A 24,106-nucleotide genomic window follows, 5' to 3' on the forward strand; every position below is an offset into this window, starting at 1 on the left:
ATGACCGCGCAAGACACTCCCGACGTCCCGGTCTGGTCGGCGGCTCTCGAGATCCTCGGCAGTGACGCCCGGGTCTCGCCGCAGATGCACGGGTTCCTCAACCTGGCGGTCGCTCAGGGCGTGATGTCGGGGTTCCTCTACCTCGATGTCCCCAACGACCTCACGGCCGCGCAGCTCAACAAGCGACTTCGACCCATGATCCTGGAAGCCCTCGCACAGGCGTCCACGAACGATGTCACCGGCTTCAGAGTCGTCGTCAACCCGGAACTGATCGACGCGCACCTCACGGCAGAGGTTCCGGTTCAGACCATGGTGATCGAGCAGCCCATCGCCACACCCGCGCCGGCCGCGGAGGCCGCGGATCCCGCATCCGCCCGGGCAGACACGCGGCTGAATCCGAAGTACACCTTCGACCGATTCGTCATCGGCCAGTCCAACCGTTTCGCCCACGCGGCCGCGGTCGCCGTCGCGGAAGCACCCGCCAAGGCGTACAACCCGCTGTTCATCTACGGCGACTCAGGTCTGGGAAAGACACACCTGCTGCACGCCATCGGTGATTACGCACTGAGCCTGTATCCCGGCATCCGCGTGCGCTACGTCTCCAGCGAAGAGTTCACGAACGACTTCATCAACTCCATCGCCAACAACCGGGGCTCCGCCTTCCAGGCTCGCTACCGCGACGTCGACATCCTTCTGATCGACGACATCCAGTTCCTCCAGGGGCGCGCCGAGACCCAGGAAGCGTTCTTCCACACCTTCAACACACTCCACGATCACGACAAGCAGGTCGTGATCACCAGCGACGTCCCGCCGAAACACCTCACCGGTTTCGAGGATCGGATGCGGAGCCGCTTCGAGTGGGGCCTGATCACCGACGTCCAAGCGCCGGACCTCGAGACCCGCATCGCGATCCTCCGTAAGAAGGCGCAGAACGAGCGGCTCCAGATCCCGCCCGAGGTCATGGAGTACATCGCGACCGTCGTCTCCAGCAACATCCGCGAGCTCGAGGGCGCCCTCATCCGCGTCTCCGCCTTCGCCAGCCTGAATCGGTCGACGCTCGACATGTCGCTCGCGCAGCAGGTGCTGCGCGACATCGTCGATCAGGACGACACCAACGTCATCTCACCGACGGACATCATCACGGCCACGGCCCAGTACTTCAAACTGTCGGTCGACGACCTCTACGGATCGAGCCGCTCGCAGGCGATCGCGACCGCACGCCAGATCGCGATGTATCTGTGCCGGGAGCGCACGAACCTCTCCCTGCCGAAGATCGGCCAGCTCTTCGGCAACCGTGACCACACGACCGTCATGTACGCCTACAAGAAGATCAGCGACCTCATGAAGGAGCGCCGCTCGATCTACAACCAGGTCTCGGAGATCACCGCCCAGCTCGGCAGAGCGGGTCGCTGAAGCTCCTCGAACCCCACGGCACGACGCCGTGGGGTTCGTCGTTTCCGGTGCGCGAAGACTCTCATTTGACAATCGCCTCGCGCGGCCTCATCCTCCGCTTTCACACATGTGGACAAGTTGTGGATAACTGTGCGAAACGCCGACGGCCGGTGTGAACGACACGGCGATCACGTGTGGAGAACGCTCGAGCTCGATGAATCACAGGAAACGTGTTCGACAGCTCCGTCCGCAGCGCGTCCACATCTCACACGCGTGTAGTTCCCATGAGCCGAGAGTCATCCACCGACTTATCCACAGTTTGCACAGGTGTTAACAAGATGACTCTCACTTCACTCTTGATGAACGTGCGATCACCTCTGGGGGCGGGAAGCGTGTTCTTCGTCTGGACCGATCGCAGCACTAGCATGGGTAAGCCCAGCCCGCCGGAGAGGGAGCACTGTGAAGTTCCAGGTCAATCGCGACGTTTTCAGCGAAGCCGTATCGTTCGTCGTCAAGCTCCTGCCCCAGCGCAATCCGCAGCCGATCCTGGCGGGTGTGCTCATCGAAGCCGGTTCCGAGGGACTCTCCCTTTCGGCCTTCGACTACGAGGCGTCCGCGCGCACCACGATCGAGGCCTCGGTGGAGGCACCCGGCACGATCCTCGTGCACGGTCGTCTGCTCTCCGACATCGCCAGCCGCCTGCCCAACGCTCCGATTCAGATCGAGGTGGACGACGACGGCATCCTGCTCACCTGCGGATCCGCGCGCTTCACGCTCGCGTCGATGCCGGTGCAGGAGTATCCCGCGATCCCCGAGGTGACGGGCGAGTCCGGCCTCGTTCCCGCCGAGGAGTTCGCCACCGCGATCGCACAGGTCGCTTTCGCCGCATCGCGTGACGACGTGACCCCCGTGCTCACGGGAGTCCAGCTCGAAGTGAGCGGAACGCAGCTCAGCCTCGTCGCGACCGACCGCTACCGCGTCGCGCTGCGAGAGATCCCCTGGGACGGGCCCGCCACCACCGACGGCGAGTCCACCACGGCGCTCGTCCCCGCGCGCACGCTCCAGGAGGTCGGCAAGACCTTCTCGCACGGCGAGAACATCTCGATCGCGTTCTCCGGTTCGGGCGACCGCGAGATCATCGCTTTCACGTCGGGCAACAAGACCGTGACCTCGTTGCTGATCAAGGGCAACTTCCCTCCCGTGCGCCGCCTGTTCCCGGAGCAGACCGCGCATCACGCCGTGGTGAACACCGCGGAGCTCGCCGAGGCGGTGCGTCGTGTCGCGCTCGTGCTCGACCGCTCCGCTCCGCTGCGCTTCACGTTCACCGCGGAGGGCGTGGCGATGGAAGCGTCGGGTACCGAGCAGGCGCGCGCATCCGAGTCCGTCGACGCGACGCTGACCGGTGACGATGTGACCCTCGGGCTCAACCCGCAGTACCTGCTCGAGTCCCTCTCGGCGGTGCGCAGCGAGTTCTCCCGCATCACCTTCACCTCCAGCGACAACGCGAACAAGCTCAGCCCGATCCTCGTGACGCCGCAGACGTCGGTGGAGCGCGCCGGCGAGGGCGAGTTCAAGTACCTGCTGCAGCCGAACCTGCTGCTGCGCTGATCGCGTCGCACCGTCGCCGTAGGGTTGTCCGGTGATCGTGGAACGCCTGAGTCTCGTCGACTTCCGTAACTACGAACACGCCGATCTCGAATTCACCCGCGGAGCGAACCTGCTCGTCGGGCGCAACGGCCAGGGCAAGACCAATCTCGCCGAGGCCGTGACCTACCTCGCCACGCTCGGCTCGCATCGTGTGTCGGCGGACGCACCGCTGGTGCGTTCGGGAGCGGATGCGGCATTCGTCCGCGCCCGTCTCGGTCACGGTGAACGACACATCCAGCTCGAGATCCAGATCAACAAGCAGGGATCGAACAAGGCGCGTGTCGGCGGGGCGCCGGTGCGCTCCGCCGAGCTGCCGCGCTACGCGCAGGTCGTGCTGTTCGCTCCGGAGGATCTGCAGATCGTGCGCGGAGACCCCTCCGCCCGCCGGCGGTTCGCCGACCAGCTGCTCGTGCAGCTCTCCCCCCGGCTCGCCGGGGTCATCGCGGACTACGACCGCGTGCTCAAACAGCGCACCGCACTGCTGAAGTCCGCGCGCGCCCGAGGTTTGCGCGGCGACGCCCTCCCGACCCTGGATGTCTGGGACGACAAGCTCATCGCCCTCGGCACGGAGATCATCGAGGCGCGAGCTCGGCTCGCCGCCGACCTGCATCCGCACCTCGTCTCCGCCTATGCCGCGATCGCCGGCGCCGATCACTCGCCCGAGCTCGAGTGGGCAAACTCCATCGCCGGTTTCGATCCGGAGGACGGCGACGATCAGCGCGTCGCGTCGGGGGCCGTGACGGCGGAAGCCTTCCGCGCCGCCCTTGCAGCGAAGCGGGCCGCGGAGTTCGACCGAGGCGTGACGCTGGTCGGTCCGCACCGCGACGACCTCATGCTCCGCATCCGCGCGCTCCCCGTGAAGGGATACGCGTCGCACGGCGAGTCCTGGTCGGTGGCACTCGCGCTGCGTCTCGCCTCCGCGCAGCTGCTTCGCGCGGATTCACTGCTGGGAGATCCGATCGTCATCCTCGACGACGTCTTCGCCGAACTCGATGCCGAAAGGCGGATGCGGCTGGCATCCCTCGTCGCGGACTTCGAGCAGGTGGTGGTGACGGCCGCCGTGGAGGCGGACGTTCCCGAAGAGCTCCGCGGGCGCACGGTGCGCGTCGAGGCCGGCCGCATCCTGGAGGTCCGCGACGATGAGTGACGAGGACGAGGTCCCCGAGACCCTCGGCACCTACCTGCGTCTGCGCGGACTCGAACCGACGACGCGTCGCGGTGCGAAGAAGCGCACGCGTCGCGGCACCGATGATGAAGGTGCGCCGTTCACACCCGGTCGCGACCCGCACGGCGTCGGCGACGTGCTCGCGCACTGGACGAAACAGGCCGGCTGGGACCCGCTTCTCGCCCGCGCGGACCTGGTGCGGCAGTGGGAGGTCGTCGCCGGCGAGGAAACCGCCAGGCACACGCGCCCAGTGGGACTGGATGCGGGAGTGCTCACGGTGCAGTGCGACTCGACCGCCTGGGCGAAGCAGCTGCGCCTCATGCGCACGCACATCGTCACGACCATCGCGCAGCGGTTCCCGGATGCGGGCGTCCAGAACGTCCGCTTCGTCGGCCCGGACGTCCCCTCCTGGAAATGGGGTCCCAGAGCCGTTCCAGGGCGCGGTCCCCGGGATACCTACGGATGAGGCATGTACGGACGTATCTCGCGTCCGTTTACGACGCCACACGGGCGTACACGCCCCGCGCGGAGCCTCCGCTTGATAGACTGGGACGGTCCGTCTACTAGAACCGGAGCGCTCGAAACCTATGACGTCCCCCACCCCCTCCAGCGTTCCCCACGACGGACAAAGCACCCCCGAGCCGGTACGGAACGAGTACGGGGCAGACGCGATCCAGGTTCTCGAGGGACTCGAGGCCGTTCGCAAGCGCCCCGGCATGTACATCGGTTCCACCGGCCCGCGCGGACTCCACCACCTGGTGTACGAGATCGTCGACAACTCCGTCGATGAGGCACTCGCGGGATACTGCGACCGCATCGAGGTGACGATCCTCGCGGACGGCGGCGTGCGCGTCGTCGACAACGGTCGCGGCATCCCCGTCGACATCCACAAGACCGAGGGCAAGTCCACGGTCGAGGTCGTCCTCACGGTCCTCCACGCCGGCGGAAAGTTCGGTGGCGGCGGCTACGCGGTCTCCGGTGGCCTGCACGGCGTCGGTTCGTCCGTCGTGAACGCGCTGTCGACGCGGCTCGAGGTCGCCGTCAAGCGCCAGGGCTACGAGTGGAACCAGTCGTACGCCAACGGTGGCGTGCCGCAGGCACCGCTCGCACAGGGCGCGGCGACCGAGTCCACCGGCACGACCATCACCTTCTGGCCGGATCCCGCGATCTTCGAGACCGTCGACTTCGACTACGACACGCTGCGCACCCGCTTCCAGCAGATGGCGTTCCTGAACAAGGGCCTCACCATCACGGTGCGCGACGAGCGAGCCGACCACACGGTCGACGAGGAGATCGACGGCAAGGTCACCACCGTTCAGCCGCACGACGAGTTCCTCTACGAGCGAGGCCTCGTCGACTACGTCGAGTACCTCAACCGCGTGCGCAAGGCGGATGCGGTCAACGACGAGATCATCGACTTCGAGTCTGAGGACACCGAGCGCCACATCGCGCTCGAGCTCGCGATGCAGTGGACGACCTCCTACACGGAGAACGTGTTCACCTACGCGAACACGATCAACACTCACGAGGGCGGAACGCACGAAGAGGGCTTCCGTGCGGCGCTCACGACTCTTGTGAACAAGTACGCCCGCGCGCAGAACCTGCTCAAGGAGAAGGACGACAACCTCTCCGGCGACGACGTGCGCGAGGGCCTGACGGCCGTCATCTCCGTCAAGCTGTCGGAGCCCCAGTTCGAGGGTCAGACCAAGACGAAGCTCGGCAACACCGAAGCGAAGGCGTTCGTGCAAAAGGTCGTGGGCGATCAGCTCGGCGACTGGTTCGACCGCAATCCGCAGCAGGCGAAGAACATCGTCCGCAAGGCGATCGACGCCGCGACCGCTCGGATGGCCGCCCGCAAGGCTCGCGAGACCGCGCGCCGCAAGAGCGTCTTCGAGTCGGCCTCCATGCCCGACAAGCTCAAGGACTGCACGAGCAAGGACCCGTCGATCAGCGAGATCTTCCTCGTCGAGGGCGACTCGGCCGGCGGCTCCGCGGTGCAGGGTCGCGACCCGCACACGCAGGCGATCCTGGCGCTGCGCGGCAAGATCCTCAACGTCGAACGCGCCCGGCTCGACCGCGCCCTCGGCAACAACGAGGTGCAGGCGATGATCCAGGCGTTCGGCACGGGCATCGGTGAGGACTTCTCGATCGAGAAGGCGCGGTATCACAAGATCGTGCTGATGGCCGATGCCGACGTCGACGGTCAGCACATCACGACGCTGCTGCTCACGCTGCTGTTCCGTTACATGCGCGGGCTCATCGAGGCCGGGTACGTGTACCTGGCACAGCCGCCGCTCTACCGCTTGAAGTGGTCGAACTCGCCGCACGAGTACGTCTACAGCGACATCGAGCGCGACGCGCTGCTGGCCGAAGGGCTCGCGGCAGGACGCCGCATCCCGAAGGACAACGGCATCCAGCGCTACAAGGGTCTCGGCGAGATGAACGCCAAGGAACTGTGGGAGACCACGATGGATCCGACCACCCGCACCCTCCTGCAGGTGACGATCGACGACGCCGCCGCGGCGGACGAGATCTTCTCCACGCTCATGGGCGAGGACGTCGAATCCCGCCGCCACTTCATCCAGCGCAACGCCAAGGACGTCCGGTTCCTCGACATCTGATCGCACCGGATGCGGCCTGAGCCGCATCCGTCAGATGACACGACACCGACGCAGAGAAGAAGAGACGAATGACTGACGAAGAGCGTCCGACGACGGAGCCCGCCGAGCACGACCACGGCCGCATCGACCAGGTCGACCTGCAGTCCGAGATGCAGCGCAGCTACCTCGACTACGCGATGAGCGTGATCGTCGGCCGCGCGCTGCCGCGCGTGGAAGACGGCCTCAAGCCCGTGCACCGCCGCGTGATCTACGGCATGTACGACGGCGGCTTCCGGCCCGACAAGTCGTTCTCGAAGTGCGCCCGCGTCGTCGGCGAGGTCATGGGCCAGTACCACCCGCACGGCGACTCCCCCATCTACGAGGCGCTCGTTCGGCTCGTCCAGCCGTGGTCGCTGCGCTACCCGCTGGCCCTCGGTCAGGGCAACTTCGGCTCCCCGGGCAACCAGGGCGCGGCAGCCCCCCGGTACACCGAGACCAAGATGGCCCCGCTCGCGCTCGAGATGGTGCGCGACATCGAGGAAGACACCGTCGACTTCGTCGACAACTACGACGGACAGACGCAGGAGCCGGTCGTGCTTCCGGCGCGCTTCCCGAACCTCCTCGTCAACGGTTCCGTCGGCATCGCCGTCGGTATGGCCACCAACATCCCGCCGCACAACCTCCGCGAGGTGGCCGACGGTGTGCTCTGGGCGCTGGATCACCCCGAGGCGACGCAGGAGGAGCTGCTCGAGGCGCTCATCCAGCGCATCAAGGGTCCCGACTTTCCGACTTCGGCGCAGATCCTCGGCACGCGCGGCATCATCGAGGCGTACCGCACCGGTCGCGGTTCGATCACGATGCGCGCCGTGGTCAACATCGAGGAGATCCAGGGCCGCACGTGCCTCGTGATCACCGAGCTGCCCTACCAGGTCAACCCCGACAACGTCGCCGTCAAGATCCGTGACCTCGCCCGCGACGGCAAGATCACCGGCATCGCCGACATCCGCGACGAGTCGAGCGATCGCACCGGTCAGCGACTCGTGGTCGTCCTCAAGCGGGATGCGGTCGCGAAGGTCGTCCTGAACAACCTGTACAAGCACACGCAGCTGCAGGACAACTTCGGCGCCAACATGCTGGCGATCGTCGACGGCGTACCGCGCACGCTCTCGCTCGACGGCTTCGTCTCGTACTGGATCACCCACCAGATCGACGTGATCGTGCGCCGCACGGCGTTCCGCCTGCGCAAGGCCGAAGAGCGCATGCACATCCTGCGCGGCTATCTGAAGGCGCTCGACGCGCTCGACGAGGTCATCGCCCTCATCCGTGCGTCCGCGACGGTCGACGATGCGCGCGGCGGACTGAAGAAGCTGCTCGACATCGATGACATCCAGGCGGATGCCATCCTCCAGATGCAGCTGCGCCGCCTGGCCGCCCTCGAGCGGCAGAAGATCATCGATGAGGCCGAAGAGCTGCAGGCGCAGATCTCGGAATACCAGGACATCCTGGCGACGCCCGCACGCCAGCGCACCATCGTGCGCGAGGAGCTCACCGAGATCGTCGCGAAGTACGGCGACGAGCGTCGCACGCAGATCCTCTACGGGTTCGACGGCGACATGTCGGTGGAGGACCTCATCCCGGAAGAGGAGATGGTGCTGACCATCACCCGCGCCGGCTACATCAAGCGGACGCGCAGCGACAACTACCGCTCGCAGCACCGAGGCGGCAAGGGCGTCAAGGGCGCGCAGCTGCGCGCCGACGACGTGGTCGAGCATTTCTTCGTCACCACGACGCACCACTGGCTGCTGTTCTTCACGAACAAGGGCCGCGTCTACCGCGCAAAGGCCTATGAGGTCCCCGAGGCCGGTCGGGATGCCAAGGGCCAGCACGTCGCCAACCTTCTCGCGCTGCAGCCGGATGAGGAGATCGCACAGATCCTCGACATCCGCGACTACGCCGTCGCGACGTACCTCGTGCTCGCCACCCGCGGCGGACTCGTGAAGAAGACGCGCCTCACGGAGTACGACACGAATCGACAGGGCGGCGTCATCGCCATCCGTCTGCGCGAGGAGGATGAGCTCGTCAGCGCGCTGCTGGTCGATGAGAGCGATGACATCCTGCTCGTGAGCCGTCACGGGATGTCGCTGCGGTTCACGGCGACGGATGCGTCGCTGCGGCCGATGGGCCGCTCCACCGAGGGCGTCAAGGGAATGTCGTTCCGCGGCACGGACAGCCTGCTGTCAGCATCCGTCGCCTCTGTCGACGGCGACGTGTTCGTCGTCACCGAGGGCGGCTACGCGAAGCGCACGGATGTGGATCAATACCGCGTCCAGAGCCGCGGTGGACTGGGCATCAAGGTGGCCAAATTGCACGAGGATCGGGGCGATCTGGCGGGCGCTCTGATCGTCGGAGACGACGACGAGGTCCTTGTGGTTCTTGCCAGTGGCAAGGTGGTACGCTCTGCCGTGGCCGAGGTCCCTGCGAAGGGTCGCGACACCATGGGCGTCGTTTTCGCCCGACCGGATGATGACGACCGGATCATCGCGATCGCCCGCAACAGCGAGCGGCGCCTTGCGGATGCGGCGGATGCCGACGCATCCCAGGAGACCGAACCGGCCGCCACCGTTCCCGAGGAGAGTACTGACGCATGAGCACGGTAGCCGACAAGCTCGCCAAGAAGTCGAGCAGCAAGACGAGCGCCAAGCAGGTTCGTCTCCGCCTCGTCTACGTCGACTTCTGGTCGGCCGTGAAGCTGTCGTTCCTGGCGGCCGTCGCCCTGGCGATCGTCACGGTCGTGTCGTTCCTGCTGGTCTACCTGGTCGTGCAGACCACGGGTCTGATCGGCCAGGCCGATGAGTTCTTCAAGTCGTTCTCGGACGGCTCGCTCTCGCTCAGCCAGTTCGTGGGGCTCCCGCAGGTGATGGCGTTCGCGGCGGTCGTCGCGATCCTGAACCTCATCGTCGTGACGGTTCTCGGAGCGGTCATCGCGGGGATCTACAACCTCGCGGTCAAGGTCACCGGCGGTCTGCTGGTGGGCTTCACCTCCAACTGACCGCGATTGGTCAAACCGGTCCGCATCCGGTAAAGTCTTGGAGGTTGGCGCCGCGAGGTGCCGAGGGGCTATAGCTCAGGCGGTTAGAGCGCTTCACTGATAATGAAGAGGTCCCAGGTTCAAGTCCTGGTAGCCCCACCACCCTTCTCACGGGGCCTTAGCTCAGTTGGTAGAGCGCCTGCTTTGCAAGCAGGATGTCAGGAGTTCGAATCTCCTAGGCTCCACCCATGGAAAGCCTCCAACTCCTCGCGAGTTGGAGGCTTTCGGCCCGTTCGGGGGCTTTTTTCGGGCTGTTTTGCGTCGTTTCGGGCCTTTTTCGGGTGTTTCCGCCGCGGGTGACATCCTTGCGCATTGGGAACTAACGGGACAGTGGAACCCTTGATTCTGTAGGGCTTCTGATGGCGGTTCGGTGCTGTCGGAGTTCTGGCTGCCGAGCGGGTGGGCAGGCTGGGTGGGGCTCCGCGTCTGCGGGCCTTTCTCGTGCCGGCCGGTGTGCCGGAGAAAGCCCTTCACCTCTCTATGTCGCTGCTTGCCGTTGTCCCGTCCGTTCCTTCCTCCTCGTCTGTGGTCTCGTTCGATCACGCTGACGGGTCGTCTGCTTCTCCGGAGTTGGTGTTGCGGGCGGTGTCGTATCTGCGGGTGTCGACCAGGGAGCAGGCGGAGCGTGCAGGGGAGCGGGAGGGATTCTCGATCCCGGCGCAACGGCAGGCGAACAGGAAGACCGCGCACGGGCTCGGCGCCTGGGTCGTGAAGGAGTTCGTCGACGCGGGCGAATCAGCGCGGTCTGCTGCGCGTCCGGCGTTGACGGAGATGCTCGAGTGGATCCGCACGAACCGGGTCGACATCGTGGTCGTGCACAAGCTCGACCGGCTCGCACGGAACCGTGCGGATGACGTGCAGATTACGCAGGCGATCGCCGATGCGAGTGCCCGGTTGGTGTCGAGTACGGAGGCGATTGATGAGTCGCCGTCGGGCAGGTTGGTGCATGGGATCATGGCGTCGATCGCGGAGTTCTACTCCCGCAACCTCGCCACCGAGGTCAGCAAGGGACTGCGGCAGAAGGCAATGAACGGCGGCACCCCGAACAAGGCACCCGCCGGGTACCGGAACGTGCGGACCTTCGATGCGCAGGGCCGTGAAGCGCGGATCATCGAAGTGGATGAGGAGCGGGCACAGATCATCCGGTGGGCGTTCACGACCTACGCGACGGGGGAGTGGAGCCTTGACCGTCTGGCCCGGGGCATGAGCCAGCTCGGCTTCACCCTCGCACCCAGGGCGGGGAAGCCGCCCCGGGCGTTGACGGTGAGTGTGTTGCAGCGGATGCTCCGTAACCCGTACTACTGCGGGATCGTCACCTACGTCGGCGTCGAGTACCCGGGTACGCACGAACCCCTCGTAGAGCCCGCGTTGTGGCAGCGGGTGCAGGATGCGCTCACCGCAAGGCGGAACACGAGCACCCGTGACGTGCACACCCACTACCTGAAGGGGCTCCTCAAATGTGGGGAGTGCGGGTCGTCGATGATGTACAACCGAACCCGGAACAACCACGGGACGCTGTACTTCTACTTCGTGTGCCTCGGCCGCCACAGCGGCCGCACCGCCTGCACGTTGAAGGCGCAGCAGGTGCATCTGATCGAGACGGCCGTGCACAGACTGATCCAACAGATAAGTCTCACCCCGGAGGAGCGGGCGAGTGCGGAGGAACGGCTTCTCGCTGAAGCCAATGCGAGCGTACGGGATGCTGATACTGGTCGCGCGGAGCTCCAGATTCGGGAGCAGGACTTGCGTGGGGAGCAGGAGCGTGTGCTCCGCGCCTACTACGTCGATGCGATCAGCACCGACATGCTCAAACGAGAGCAAGACCGCATCCGCCGGGAACTCCTCGACATCGCACAACAGCTCACCGTCATCGGGCACCAGGCCCGGCACGTGGCCTCACAGGTCGCGGAGGCCCTGGACCAGCTCGAGAACGTCGACCAACGTTTCGACATTGGCGCCGAGTATGAGAGACGTGCCCTCTGCCGGACCCTCTTCGACAGGATCGATGTCCAGGCCGACGCCACGGTCAGCGGGAGTCTTCGCCCTCGATTCGCGGGCGCCCAGTGACTTTGTCCGAGGTTGATCACCGTCCCATCGCCACCCGATGAACCCAGCGGCAACCGGATCCCCGGGAACCAGAGATCCGGCTGCACCGCCTCCCCAGCCCATAGCCCGGCGCACATAACACGATCCCTCTGCGGGCAGTGCACGATCAGGGACGCTGATCGGGCACCGCGTATCAGTCGGATGCAGGCGTGGTGGTTCGTGGCTCTCGCGGCTCGCTCGGCTGTCGAGCCGCAATCAGCCACATCTCGAGCATTGCGGATCGGGGGTCGGGGCAGCTGAGAACTTTCAATTCAGCCATGCCGGACGACGTCCAGTGTCCGTGCGATTTGCCAGGATTGCGGCATGAAAGAAAGTCGGCTCGATCAACCCCGCGAGTGGGTGGGTCACTGGTGGCGACCCGATCATCCCGAAGCGGTATCGGCGGGTGTGCTCACGTACGACCCGGAAAAGGGCGTGGCCCTACGGTTAATCGGCGGTTGGTCTCGCTTCGCATCCACTGAGCTTGTGCCGGGACTGGTCGCACATCATGACGAGATTGAACGCTGGCCAGTGATTCACGGACGCTCCGGTGATTCGCAACTTACGATCGTCGAGCCCTGGGTTTCTCACACAATTGGCCCCTACCGCGAGGATCCTCACGAGATGACCCTTGCGGCACTGACTCTGCTCGATGGGTGCCATCTCAAAGCGCCCGATTCCCCTGACTTCATCGGCGCATCCGTGACAGTGGAGAATCTCGCGGGATGGGTTGGGTGGGGGCAAGCTGAAATCAGGGCACGTGGCCAGCGGTCGCCGCAACTCGATGACGAGGAGCCGAGGCGCACCGTAGTAGCGGCATTCGGCGACGTGGAGGCGCGGTTGCACTCGTCCTCTGACTATCACTCCACTGAGTTCCGTCGCGATGGACATCGCGAGACGCGGCGATCCGACGCTGCGGTGCAGTTCACCTCAGACACTCCACGGCCGATGAACGAATGGTTCTCGATGACCGGGGCCGTCAGTGATCTGGTGTCACTCGCCACAATGTCGGCGTGCGCGGACATCACGATAAGCCTCGTTCTGCCGCCCGCGCCCGAGCTGTTTCCAAAAGGGGACTTCTTCGCCGACCGCCCCCGTGTGGTGGACGTCTACCAGCTACATACGGTCAAGCCCGATCCCGAAGGGAAGGCAGCCGTGTGGAACGACTTCGTTGTATCCGAGGCGGACCTGCCTTGGGCCCAGCTATTCCCCGCGTGGCTGCAAGTGCGCGACAGATTCGCGGCCGCACGGAGCATGGTTCTCGGATTGCGCTACATCACGCGCAGCTACCTCGATTCGCGGGTTGTCACGGCGGTCGGGGCGGCTGAAGCTTTCCATCGAGCACTTGACACGCTCCCGCCAATCCCGCCTGATGAGTTCGCAAATCTTCGCGCACTTCTCGTCCGAGCCGTACCAAAGGAGCGTCGAGGATGGGTGAACGATCGTGTTGCCTACAACGAGCCGTCGCTTAAACAGCGGCTTGTGGAGATGGCCACCCGGCCGGGCGCCTTCATGACCAAACTGGTCCCTGATCCCGACAGGTGGGCAAAGACTGCCGCGCGTGTACGCAATGATCTTGCGCATCGGGGCCACGCGGGAACGGACTATGACCTTTTGCATGCTGTCGTAGAGGTGACCTCGGCGGTGGTGGTGGTAAACCTTCTCAAGGAGATGGGGATACCGGTCCGGCGCCTTGAATCGGCGCTGAGTGAGCACCCCGAGTTCAAATGGGCGTGCACGCTCGCACAGAAGCACTTCACCGCGCCCTCCACGATCGAAGTTCACGAAGGCTAGCCGGGCGCGTCGGAAGCAGTCGTCGCGCCGCCAGTTCCCGGCGCCTCCCCGCGAAGAGGAACTGCGGCGGACCAGAATGGCATCAGCGACGCGGCGCGGTCGCGCCGCTCACCTTCCGTAAATCGCGCGATCGAGGTGCGACGTAGGCGGCGCGGATGGAAATAGTCTGGAGCGCATGGTCCTGGTGCAAGCGTCGGTTCTGGATGTCATCGAGAACGCGCTCGGCGAACGTGGCGACCGGGTGGCCTGGGACAAGCTGGCCCGAACTGAGCTTGAGAACCTACGAGATCGACTGCTGGAGTTCAGCGAGGCAGACGCGGAGACGCCCACCCCTGAAGGTACTTATCTGATGAGCGGAACGTTCTCCCGTTACTGGGAGGATCCGCTGTCACGAGGTGAAATCACTGACGCCCTGCTGTACTACCCGCAACTGCTGGTCCTTGATCCGTTCGCCGACTTCTTCGCTGACACCTCCGTCCTCCCGGAGACGCGCGACCTCCGCTATACCCACAACCGCCGAGAGACGATGCGCATCAGCGCTGGCGGCAAGGTCTGGGCGAACGCAGACTCGGCCCAGCATCATGGAGACGACTGGGAAGGCATCAGCGTCCGTCTGTCAGAGATATCGCGGAATCTCTATGAACTGGAAAGCCCGATTCGATCCGGTGTAATCATTCTGCGCAATCAGTGGGCGGTGCTGCAGAAGCGTCGCACTGCGCTCGAGACCTCCGTGCGGTTCGATGTGCGATCCGCACGCATGCAGACGACAATGCGCGAACTTCACAACGAAAACGCGAAGCTCCCGCTGTGGGACAACCTTCGGGGGTTCCACATCACGGGGAGCGGGGCGTTACACCCGGCCGATGTGCCCTGGGAATTCCAGCACTTCTTTCTCTTCCTGGCGAAGACTCTCGCTATCGCCGATTCCGCGAACGCTACTTATGCCCCCAGTTGGCCCGGCGACCTGCAGCTGCTCGAGGCGAAGGTCGACTCGACCCCGGCTCAGGGCTACCCGCCGCAGGTACTGGCTCAGATTTCGAAGATTGTGCTGCCGGCCACTGATGTCGCGATCCGAGAGGCAGCAAACATTCGCGCATCCTCGTCCGACTTCGCGGACTGGCGTGCCAAGCTGCGCGAATTTGCCCGTGCGGCGAGCGCGGACAATCCCCGGGAACTCGAGGAACGCGCCAACGATGTGTTCCAACCCGAGGTGCGTCGCATCGAGAGGGAGCTGTCTGGTCGCAAGCAAAGCGCAGCAAAGGACTCAGTGACCGAGCTTCTCCTTTATGGCACCATCTCCACCGTTGCTACGGCTGCCACTTCCGAGAACTTCGCGTTGGGCGCGACTGTTGGGGCCGCCGCCGCTGCAGCGACCGGAGTCGTCAGTTGGATCCGAAACGCATACCGCAGACCACAGCTCCATGGTGCAGACGCGGTACTTGCGGCTTTGGCCCGCTCCGATCGGAAGTAGCGACTCTCACTCCTCGGTGGCGCGGTTGGTCATCGGTATCCGAACAGCCGTGAAAGAAGGAGTCCCGATAGTCCTTACAACGCGTCGACGAAGGTGCGCAGGGACTGAAGGTACGCGTTGCCAACGGGGCGATCGAACAGGGTGCCGAGAGCTGTTCCAAACCGGTTTAGCTCGGAGGTCTTCTTGACTGACGCCATATTGATGTCGGCGGCGGCCTCGAACCTATCGGGATCGCGCCGCCACGAAAGGAAGATCTCGACCGTTTCGAAGCCGCCGACGAAGTTCTCCATAAGGTGCCTATCTACTGCGATGGAGACCGCGCCGATCGTTTGAAGCCAATCGACAATGGTCTTCTCGCCAACGTTCGACTGGTGAGCGCTGAGTGATGCCGTGCGCCGGGCACCGAGCGCCACGTTGACATGCGGCTCGAGGCCGCTAGATCCGAATCCAAAGTCATGCGCGATCCGGTTTCGCACGAGCCGAAGCTTCTCCAGCTTTCCAGTGGCGGCGCGCAGCGCCGGCGGCACATCTCCGAAGAGTCGCTTGTACGTGGCGATACGCGAGGACCACGAGCCCTTCACGAGCCCGTCCAGATTCGGTCGCTCGAGTTGGAGTTGGTGCTTGCTCAATAGCGCCCCATCAACTCGCTTCGGAAATCCAGGCGAGAGAGCTGGGTCGGATGACACGGCCGCAGTAGCGATGGCTAACATGTAGCGTTCGAGAGCAGACGTCATCAAGAGAACCACGAGAAGGCGGCGCCAGCGACTTTCGACCTTCACCCGCCGTTTCAGTTCCTCGACTGCGTGGCCAAGGCGCCGTTCGTACTTCGCAGGAGCGACGAGGGCGATCATTGGATCGTCCGACAATGGGAACGACTTGATAGTGAACGAGAAGAGTTCGCTCTCCGCCGCCCCTACCCAGTAGAAGTGACTCAGGTCCGCCTGATCGACGCGAAACCGTAGCAGGGCGAGCGATGTATCGAACGATCCCCTTGCGCGGTCAAAAGCTGCCATGAATGCGCCCCTTCTGTTGGTCCGACCAACGCTAGAGCAGATCGGAGATCGCCCGTGGAGGCACTAGCGGTTCGCAGGTCGGCGCCTGAGCGTTCGACAGCGACGCCCGTACGCGAGCTTCGTCGAGGCGCCGGAGACCCGGGTCGCTAACTTGGGGAACTGTCCGGCCTTGGGTGTTCGCCGAAATAGGGCGCCGAGGACGATAGCATCTGCCCGTGGACCCATCCGACTTCTACGGCATATATGGCATGACTGAGACCGTCTGCCTCGATCACATAACGGATGACGTGCTGCGCGGCCGTCTCGCTGGAATGGCCGAGAAATTTGCGTGCAGCTTTTGTGACCGAGTCGAGCGGCCAGACGGTGTGCCGTTCGCGATCATGATGGACGACCTTGGGGACCACGTCTGGGAAGCTGCGAACTGGCTTTACCGGTGGACGGAGGACGTTCAATATTCTGACGATGGCGAGCCATGGTCCTACGAGGACCTGTTCGGTACAAGCGACGTCATCTACGACACTGTCGAAGATGCCATTGATCCCGCGTTCTCCATGCCAATTGTGGACCGGCTGGTGGAAGCGACGAAAGCAGCCGACTACTGGGTAGGTGGGGAGAGCAGCGACCCGTCGGTGCTCGGCTGGGCGCAATTCGCGCGAACGGTTCGCTTTGAGTCCCGTTTCGTGTTCGTTGGGTCCTCTGCACGACCGGGATTCGAAAACGAGCCGCCGGCTCGCCTCGCCAAGTTCCTCGAAGCACTCCTCGCATACGTTGAGTCGGACCTAGTCGTTGAGCTGGAAGCCGGCACGACACTGTACCGGGGACGAATGACGGACGATGCACGCAGACTGCGAGCGAATATTGACCAGGAGCCGAGCAGCGAACTCGGATCAGCGCCACCGCACCTGGCGGAAGCTGGACGCCTGTCTCCCCAGGGGATAGGTATGTTCTATGCCGCCGACGAGCTCCGTACCGCCGTCGCTGAGATTGCCCTCCACTCTGCGTACGACGAGGCTGTAGTCGGCGGGTTCAAGACCACGCAGGTCTATAGAATTCTCGACTTCACCCGCCCCATGTCAAAGCTTCCCAGCATCTTCGCTACCGACCCCGATAGCCGCAGGCGTTGGATGTTTACCCGCTTCAAGAAGCACTTCACTGACATGATTTCGGCCGCCGTGCCTCTAGACGGACGCCAGGCAGTGGATTACACCCCGACCCAGGTTGTCGCGGAGTGGTTGCGATATGTGCCCAAGGCTCGAATTCACGGGATCGCGTGGCCGTCGCACGTCACCGGTGGCAAGGGAAAGAACGTGATGCTTTTTCTCGGGCCCGGTCCTCACTTTCAGACGGACCCACCGACCGCCGCCGAACTGGATCGTCGTCCACCGCGTGCGCCGTCCCTAACGCTGTCCCGAGATGACATCAGCCTTCATCACGCCGCCCGTGCTGTCACGGTCTCGGAGTTGGCGGAAGATGACTACGAAGACGACTACCTGTTTCTGTCCGAGTAGCAGCCGCGTTGCTGGCGCGAGACTCACTGCGCCGAACCTCGGAGCACACCCATTTGGTCCGCATCCGCAAGCCGGTCGTCAGCCGCGCGCGAGCACAAGATGCGCTTCCGGGGTACCCACCGGCGCATAGCTGGGGGGTCTACTTGTGGAGACCGCTCATGTTTGTGGCGAATCACGATTCCACATCGCAACCGCACGCTGCTTCCCGTTCCACCTGTACATCGCCAGTCCTTATGCCCGGCCTTTAGCGATCGCGCGACACACCGGTGACGTGCCGCCTCGCGGGGGCCTGTCGGGCGCGGGTATCAATACAATCGGGGAATGGTTAAGGGGAGTCCGTCCAACACTCAACTGCTCCTCTCGAGCGTGCTCGCTGAGCGACACGTTGCGCTGAGCCCCGACTCGGACGAGAGCACTTTCTTCGAGCTTCTCGTCGCGTCCGAGCTATTAAAGAGTTTCGATCTGGGCATCGACGAGATACAAGAAGGCCTTATAGGCGGCGGGATGGACGGCGGCATCGATGGCTTCTATGTCCTCGTTAACGGGGACCCGCTGGCGTCTGCGCAACCGAATCACCAGGATCGGGAGATCAGCGTCGATGTGGTCATCTTTCAATCAAAGACAACGCCGTCGTTCTCGGGCACCGCGCTCGACAAGCTCATCTCGACTTTGTCCACGCTGTTTGATCTGAGTCGGGACGAACGGGAACTGAAGCGTCTCTACAGCGAGAGGCTCATGGAGCGCGCCAGCGTGTTCCGGGCGTTCTACCTGAAGAGCTTCGCGCGTATCTCCCACATGACTTTCAAAGTCTTCTACGTGACGCGCGGCGACGCCCCACATGCAGCTTTCGCCCCTCAGGTGAGCACGATCGAACAAGTGTCGTCCCGGATGTTTCCCGAGGCCGACACGTCATTCGAATTCGTCGGCGCCGCGGAACTGCTGAAAATGTTGCGCAGTCCGCGATCCGAATGGCTCGAGTTGAAGCTCTCCGAGGACGCGCTGAGCGCAGGCGCGGGCGGATTCGTGGCGCTCGTTCGCCTAAGCGACTTTGCTCGGTTCCTCACCGATGAGGACGGCCATCGGCGTCGCCGTCTGTTTCTCGATAACGTGCGTGATTTCGAGGGAAACAATACCGTCAACGAGGCGATCGCGCAGACCCTTGAATTACCTGGACCGGTCGACTTCTGGATGCTGAATAACGGCGTCACGATAGTCGCGAAGGGGGTTCGGCAGGCCTACCGTGCACTCGGCCTCCAGGAGCCCAAGATCGTTAATGGATTGCAGACGTCAACGGTTCTCTTTGAGCACTTCAGGGAACGGCACGTCGAGGACGACCGGACCATTCTCGTCCGCATAGTCGTCCCACCAGACGAGGCCGCACGAGATCGCATCATCGTCGCTACCAACAACCAGACGGACATTAAGCCCGGCGTTCTTCGTGCCACGGACTCGATCCACAAAGACATCGAGCTCTTCTTCGCCGGCTCAGAGTTGGTTTACGAGCGGCAGCGCAACGCGTATCGCAATGATGGGGTCCAGCTGGAGAGGATCATCACGATCCCTCAGCTCGCTCGATCGATTGCGTCCACGCTCCTGCAGGACCCCTATCTGGCCGCGAAGGTGAACTCGCAGACACGCTTGGTCGCGAGCCCGGACCACTATCACCGTTTGTTCTCGAGTGACTATCCGTTGGCGGCGTATCTGACATCCGCGCGAATCACCAAGCGCATCGAGGCGTTCCTCGGGCGGCCTGCTCTCGATCACGAGTTCGATGCATACCAAGGCCCCAGGAGTCGAACACAACTCTGGTACACCCAGTGGCACGTTGCGATGGGAGTCGCACTCGATGCAGTCCCGGCTAAGCAGGTGACCCCTGACGCGCTCGCCGAACTGGACGTCGCGAGCATTTCCGATGCTCAGATCGAGAAGACCATTCGAGCCGTCAACCAATTCTTCAGCGAGGCGAGGCGCGATCATAAGCGGACTGTTTACCAACTCACGAAGTCGCAGGCCCTCACTGAGCTTCTGTTGAAGGAGATGGGTGCGCCCACTCGATCGTGGGCGGCGCCGCCGAAGCAGTCTGCCTCCGATCGCGGTCGAATCCGAACACCGACTAGGAGGAATCGCGACGGCGTATCAGCCACCGACCGATAGCTGGTCGCTCAGCGTACCGCGCGGGCGGAAGCCTTGGCCGCGCCGATCGTGACCAGTACGGTGGCCGCGCCAGCCAAGGATGTGTGCGCGCCGACCGTATTCGAGGTGACGGGAAGCCAACCTCCGTATTCTGGGCTTGTGATCGTCATCCTGGATGCGAACGTCATCGTCGCGAATCCCCTCCTCCGAGGGTCGCAGTGGGAGCAAATTGCTGAAGCCATTCTCGGCAAGCGTATGGAGGTACTGCTGCCGCGATTCGCGATGGAAGAGGGTGTCGCGGTGTATCAGCGCCGTCGAGAGGCGAAGAAGGTCGAGATTAAGTCCGCGTCCAGGCATACGTCTCCTGGTGTTCGCGCCCTACTCGATCAAGCGTTGCAAGCGCTCGACGCGGAGGCGCGCGACTACCCGCAGCGACTAGACGTGGCGCTGAAGCGAACGGGAGTTCAGATCTACCGCACCCCGGGGATCGGGCACGCAGCTCTTGTCTCGATGGCCGCTTCTCGTCGACGCCCCTTCGATGAAAATGGTTCCGGCTATAGAGACGCGTTGCACTGGGCGACCGTGCTCGAGGTCATGAAGGAACGCTACGAGGAAGCCGACGTGGTGTTCGTCAGCAACGATCGCCGCGCTTTCGGAGCCGGAGGCCCGAACACAGGAGAACTCCATCCCCATCTCCTGGAAGATCTTGAGCCCTTCGACGCCAGGCCGCCATGGTTCCAATGGATACGCACAATTGAGGAGTTGCCAGTTCCAGGGGTGTTCGCCGAATCGCTCGGCTACGAGATCAATCTGACTCCAGGCGAGCTTGCTGGATTTACATTGTCGGCTCTCCGGGACGCGGATCCCATCGAACTGGCGCCTCGCGACCTCGGTTTGTCGGGCGATCCGAGTGCCGTCACCGTTCTCGACATCGTTGATCCTGACGTGGACGAGATCGAAGTGCGCCAGTACTTCGACGAAGAGCGTTTTCGAGCGGACTTCAATCTGACGTTCACGCTCGAACTTGCCCTGTGGTTCTTGCCGGGGACTGACGGCAACGAGGAGGTGAGGGAGGACCAACTGGCGCTGCGGTTCTCATCCTCGGCTCATGCGAACTTCACCTTCGGATCGCGCACGACCGAGTATGAGTTCTCCCAACTCGAGCTCGAGGAAATTCATAGGCTGGTCTCGGAGCCCACCGCTGAGCCTGCACGTCCGAAACGACCCACCTACGCAAGCGGACCGGTCTTGACCTCTCCCTATCGCGAGTCGGTCAGTTCGCGAGCGAGCGAGTAGGGGGTTGCGCAAGTTGAATACGGCAATAGTCACGGGCAGCCTAGGCGATAGCCGGTCGACCAGCGTGCCTCACGAGAACGGTGAGCGTGTCCACCGAGATTCTGCCAACTGGCAATGCACGTAAGCTCCGCCCGATGAGAAGGCACGAAGGGCTGCCCTAACTGCAACATTCTTCAGATCGCTGAATCCGGGCGCAGACCCTCGGTCATGCTCCAACTCCTTGCTGTCTGGGTTCCTGAGGTCTTCGCCGAGGTAATCTCCACTCCGGGCTTGTGGTTGACCGCTGGGTTGCTATGTGCGAGTGGACTGCCGCTCTTTGGGGACTGCGCCACGTTGAAGTTCGTTCGGACCGCGTAATCGCGCTCCTGACTGGAGTAGCGCGTTTCTGACTGTGTTCGCTGTCACCCCGAAGTGTTTTCCGATAGAAGCCAGGCTGTACCCCTCCTCGTAAAGCACCGCGCTTTCCTCCGCTTTGGACGGGAGAAGACCCTTGATTCGCGTAGGGACGTTCCGGCGTCGCAGGTGCTCGCTGACTGTTACGCGATGAATCTCGTACCGGGCTGCGAGGACGCTGATCTGATCGCCGTCGAGGTACTCTCGGACGAGTTGCGAGATTTGGTCTTGGTCGAGGCGGGTGACAGCCTTCCCAACTGACTGCGTGACAGGGCCCCTGACATCAGCTCTGATGCTGGTGGACGTCGGTCGGGCTGAGCGGAGAGTGCTCCCCTTGCCCCGGTTTATCAGGGTTTTGACCGCTTGCCGCGGGTGACAAAACCTTCCCGTTCCGGCCACAGTTTCTCCCTCGGCGACATCACCGATGCGCATCCGCGTCCGCTCGTGCAGAGCACCGCAATGACGAATGCCCCGCACCTGTCGGCACGGGGCATTCGCGACGGCTGTCAGTCGCGCTCTGCGGTGGCGAGCTCTTCCTCGCCCGCCTCCGCCTCGATGACGATCTCACGCACCACCTGACGGATGCCGAGACCCGTGCGCTGCCCTCCGTCGCGGCTGGCGCCGCCCATCATGCCGCCGGGTGTCATCATCCGCGAGCCGGCGGCCGCGGCGTGAGAGCTGCCGACGCTCGCGGCGGTGGCCGCGGACGCCGCAGCACCCGTGCCCATGATCGACGACGGGGTGCCCGTGCCGGCACCGGAGCCGGATGCGCCGCCGCCGGAGGCGTACGCCCCGCCGGCACCGATGCCGCCGCCGTCGACGGAACCGTGCGCGCCGCCGATGGCGACCGCTCCCACGCCCGCGGTGCCGAGCATCGACCCGTCGGCCGTCAGGGTGCCTTCCGCCCCGACGCCCGTGGAGACGACCGCGGTCGGCGTGAAGTGCCAGTCGTCGGCCTTCTGACCGGCGCTCACGAGATTCGCCTGCGCGGTGTTGCCGAGCCGAGTGGCGCCGGAGGCATCGACGACGGAACCCGCGGTCATGGTGGTGGACTTCGCGCCGCCGCCGAGGATCGACGAGCTGAGGCGCTCGGTGCTCTTGAACAGCGAGCCGAGCTGCTGCACGAAGCCCACGAGGGACTTCACCGAGCGCACGACCTGCGTCAGAGGGCGCACGACCTTGTTGACCAGTTGGTTGACCTTGGTGACGACGCGGGCGATCGCGTAGCCGATCCCGAGGCCGAAGGATGCGGCGACGACCGCCATGGCTTCGATCGCCGTGGCGACGACCTGGGAGATGGCGTTCTTCACCACACCCTGCATCTTCGCGACGAGCGACGACGCGCTGCGCAGCCCGCCGGCCGCAGCATCGGCCCAATCGCCGGATGCGGCGATGTGCTGAGCGGTGTCCTGCGCGAACCGGACGTAGGTGCGCACCGTGTCGCCGCTGAGGCCGTCGAGATCCGACAGGCGTGTCACGAGAGTGTTGCCGGTCTCCCGGAGCGCACTGCCGGCGTTGGTCCACTGCTGTGCGACGGCCGCGACGTTGGCCTCACTGCCGGCCAGCTGATCGAGCCAGGTGCTCAGCGGCTTGAGGTACTTCATCACCCAGCCGAGCCCGATGCTCGCGAGAGTTCCGATGGGATCAGCGAGCGCGGCCGCGGCGTTGCCCAGCGTGTCGAGGAACGCGAGTCCTCCCTCGAGCCAGTCGCCGTTGCGCACGGCCTGTGAGAGGGCGTGGCCGGAATCGAGGAGCTTGCTGCCGGAGTACGGCGACGCGAAGGACGAGCCGGATGCGGCGAGGGCGGCGGGAGTCGTCATCACAGGCCCAGCGCATTCTCGAGGTCGCGAAGGGTGGTGACGGTGTCGTCTTCGAACTGCTCCCACTGCGCGGCGGTGCTGCGGAGCTCCCCGGCGGTGCGCAGCAGCAGGGACTGATCCGCACCGAAGAGGCCGGTCGCCGCGGCGGACATGGCCATCGAGGGGGGAACGAGGAAGGCGCAGAGGATCCCGAAGGCGTTGGAGGCGAGATCGCCCCCCTTCAGCATCGAGATGGCGCCGGTGACGTCATCGGCAAGCGAGGTGACCAGCGCGGCGTGCTGCCGAAGCCGATCGAAATCAAGGGCGATGTTCTCGGTCATTCGAGGCTCTTTCGAACGTGTCAGGGGGTGTCGGTGGAGCGGAGTTGTTCGGTGATGGGGTCGTCGTCGCCCAGGAGCTCGGAGACGGCGTCGATCGTGGCCGCGTGAGCGTTCTTCTCCGCGGACACGATCGTGGCGAGGATGTCGGAGGCGAGTCGCTGCGCGCCGCGGGCCAGAGCGGTCTCTCCCAGACGGAGCGTCTGGACGCGGCCGGTCGAGTCGACCTGGACGTAGACGTCGCGCGCGGGGGACCAGGCGGCGCCGCGGACGGCGGAGACGGTGGCCTCGAAGGCGGGCATCTTGGCGGCGCGATCAGCGCTCTGACGGACATCTCGCTCGATCTGCGCAAGTGATTCTTCGGGGTCCAGAGGCACGCGGTCA

At 64.3% G+C, this 24,106-nt stretch carries 17 protein-coding genes and 2 tRNA genes; 15 read left to right on the top strand and 4 right to left on the bottom strand.

All coding sequences use genetic code 11. The features are described 5' to 3' along the window. The 12 genes from dnaA (at position 1) to LXM64_RS00060 (ending at position 15,242) form a co-directional block, all read left to right on the top strand. Entirely contained in the window at positions 1 to 1,413 is a 1,413-nt protein-coding gene (gene dnaA, locus LXM64_RS00005; RefSeq protein WP_137418506.1) for a chromosomal replication initiator protein DnaA, read from the top strand. A gap of 438 nt (positions 1,414 to 1,851) precedes the next feature. Continuing rightward, a complete protein-coding gene (gene dnaN / locus LXM64_RS00010) occupies positions 1,852 to 3,000 on the top strand; it encodes a DNA polymerase III subunit beta (RefSeq protein WP_137418505.1) in 1,149 nt (382 codons plus the stop codon). Positions 3,001 to 3,031: 31 nt separating this feature from the next. After that, positions 3,032 to 4,186 carry a DNA replication/repair protein RecF gene (gene recF, locus LXM64_RS00015; protein ID WP_234074082.1) on the top strand — a complete coding sequence of 385 codons (1,155 nt, stop codon included), beginning with the start codon at positions 3,032 to 3,034 and terminating at the stop codon, positions 4,184 to 4,186. Continuing rightward, the gene (locus LXM64_RS00020; RefSeq protein WP_234074083.1) at positions 4,179 to 4,670 is read left to right on the top strand and encodes a DUF721 domain-containing protein; all 492 of its coding nucleotides are present in this window, start codon (positions 4,179 to 4,181) and stop codon (positions 4,668 to 4,670) included. The genes recF and LXM64_RS00020 overlap by 8 nt, the downstream gene beginning before the upstream one ends. 121 nt (positions 4,671 to 4,791) lie before the next feature. After that, positions 4,792 to 6,825 (top strand): DNA topoisomerase (ATP-hydrolyzing) subunit B, encoded by a 2,034-nt coding sequence (gene gyrB / locus LXM64_RS00025; protein WP_137418502.1) that lies wholly within the window; start codon positions 4,792 to 4,794, stop codon positions 6,823 to 6,825. 68 nt (positions 6,826 to 6,893) lie between these two features. After that, positions 6,894 to 9,452: a DNA gyrase subunit A gene (gyrA, locus tag LXM64_RS00030; protein WP_234074084.1), complete on the top strand. Its 2,559-nt coding sequence runs from the start codon at positions 6,894 to 6,896 to the stop codon at positions 9,450 to 9,452. After that, positions 9,449 to 9,853, top strand: coding sequence for a DUF3566 domain-containing protein (locus tag LXM64_RS00035; RefSeq protein ID WP_137418500.1), 405 nt, complete (start codon positions 9,449 to 9,451; stop codon positions 9,851 to 9,853). Before gyrA ends, LXM64_RS00035 begins: the two co-directional genes overlap by 4 nt. Positions 9,854 to 9,917: 64 nt before the next feature. Further along, positions 9,918 to 9,994: transfer RNA gene (locus tag LXM64_RS00040), tRNA-Ile, on the top strand. A 10-nt stretch (positions 9,995 to 10,004) separates the two neighbouring features. Further along, positions 10,005 to 10,077: transfer RNA gene (locus tag LXM64_RS00045), tRNA-Ala, on the top strand. 295 nt (positions 10,078 to 10,372) lie between these two features. Next, entirely contained in the window at positions 10,373 to 11,959 is a 1,587-nt protein-coding gene (locus LXM64_RS00050; protein WP_234074085.1) for a recombinase family protein, read from the top strand. A 342-nt stretch (positions 11,960 to 12,301) separates the two neighbouring features. Further along, positions 12,302 to 13,771: a HEPN domain-containing protein gene (locus tag LXM64_RS00055; RefSeq protein WP_234074086.1), complete on the top strand. Its 1,470-nt coding sequence runs from the start codon at positions 12,302 to 12,304 to the stop codon at positions 13,769 to 13,771. Between the two features lie 175 nt (positions 13,772 to 13,946). Beyond that, positions 13,947 to 15,242, top strand: coding sequence for a hypothetical protein (locus tag LXM64_RS00060; protein WP_234074087.1), 1,296 nt, complete (start codon positions 13,947 to 13,949; stop codon positions 15,240 to 15,242). A gap of 74 nt (positions 15,243 to 15,316) precedes the next feature. Here LXM64_RS00060 and LXM64_RS00065 read toward each other — a convergent pair whose 3' ends face one another. Beyond that, positions 15,317 to 16,255, bottom strand: coding sequence for a hypothetical protein (locus tag LXM64_RS00065; protein ID WP_234074088.1), 939 nt, complete (start codon positions 16,253 to 16,255; stop codon positions 15,317 to 15,319). Positions 16,256 to 16,470: 215 nt separating this feature from the next. Between LXM64_RS00065 and LXM64_RS00070 the strand changes: the two genes are divergently transcribed. From LXM64_RS00070 to LXM64_RS00080, 3 genes are all read left to right on the top strand, one after another. Beyond that, a complete protein-coding gene (locus LXM64_RS00070) occupies positions 16,471 to 17,763 on the top strand; it encodes an RES domain-containing protein (protein WP_234074089.1) in 1,293 nt (430 codons plus the stop codon). A 366-nt stretch (positions 17,764 to 18,129) separates the two neighbouring features. Next, positions 18,130 to 19,917: an AIPR family protein gene (locus LXM64_RS00075; protein ID WP_234074090.1), complete on the top strand. Its 1,788-nt coding sequence runs from the start codon at positions 18,130 to 18,132 to the stop codon at positions 19,915 to 19,917. 138 nt (positions 19,918 to 20,055) lie between these two features. Then, positions 20,056 to 21,192, top strand: coding sequence for a PIN domain-containing protein (locus tag LXM64_RS00080; protein ID WP_234074091.1), 1,137 nt, complete (start codon positions 20,056 to 20,058; stop codon positions 21,190 to 21,192). An 899-nt stretch (positions 21,193 to 22,091) separates the two neighbouring features. Here LXM64_RS00080 and LXM64_RS00085 read toward each other — a convergent pair. From LXM64_RS00085 to LXM64_RS00095, 3 genes are read right to left on the bottom strand one after another with little or no spacing between them, the layout of a single operon-like run. Continuing rightward, positions 22,092 to 23,405 carry a hypothetical protein gene (locus tag LXM64_RS00085; RefSeq protein ID WP_234074092.1) on the bottom strand — a complete coding sequence of 438 codons (1,314 nt, stop codon included), beginning with the start codon at positions 23,403 to 23,405 and terminating at the stop codon, positions 22,092 to 22,094. Next, positions 23,405 to 23,725: a type VII secretion target gene (locus LXM64_RS00090; RefSeq protein WP_234074093.1), complete on the bottom strand. Its 321-nt coding sequence runs from the start codon at positions 23,723 to 23,725 to the stop codon at positions 23,405 to 23,407. The genes LXM64_RS00085 and LXM64_RS00090 overlap by 1 nt, the downstream gene beginning before the upstream one ends. A gap of 20 nt (positions 23,726 to 23,745) precedes the next feature. Then, positions 23,746 to 24,099 (bottom strand): hypothetical protein, encoded by a 354-nt coding sequence (locus LXM64_RS00095; protein ID WP_234074094.1) that lies wholly within the window; start codon positions 24,097 to 24,099, stop codon positions 23,746 to 23,748. Positions 24,100 to 24,106 lie beyond the last annotated feature (7 nt).

Origin of the sequence: Microbacterium binotii (assembly GCF_021398715.1) — a bacterium.
Lineage (GTDB): Bacteria > Actinomycetota > Actinomycetes > Actinomycetales > Microbacteriaceae > Microbacterium > Microbacterium binotii_A.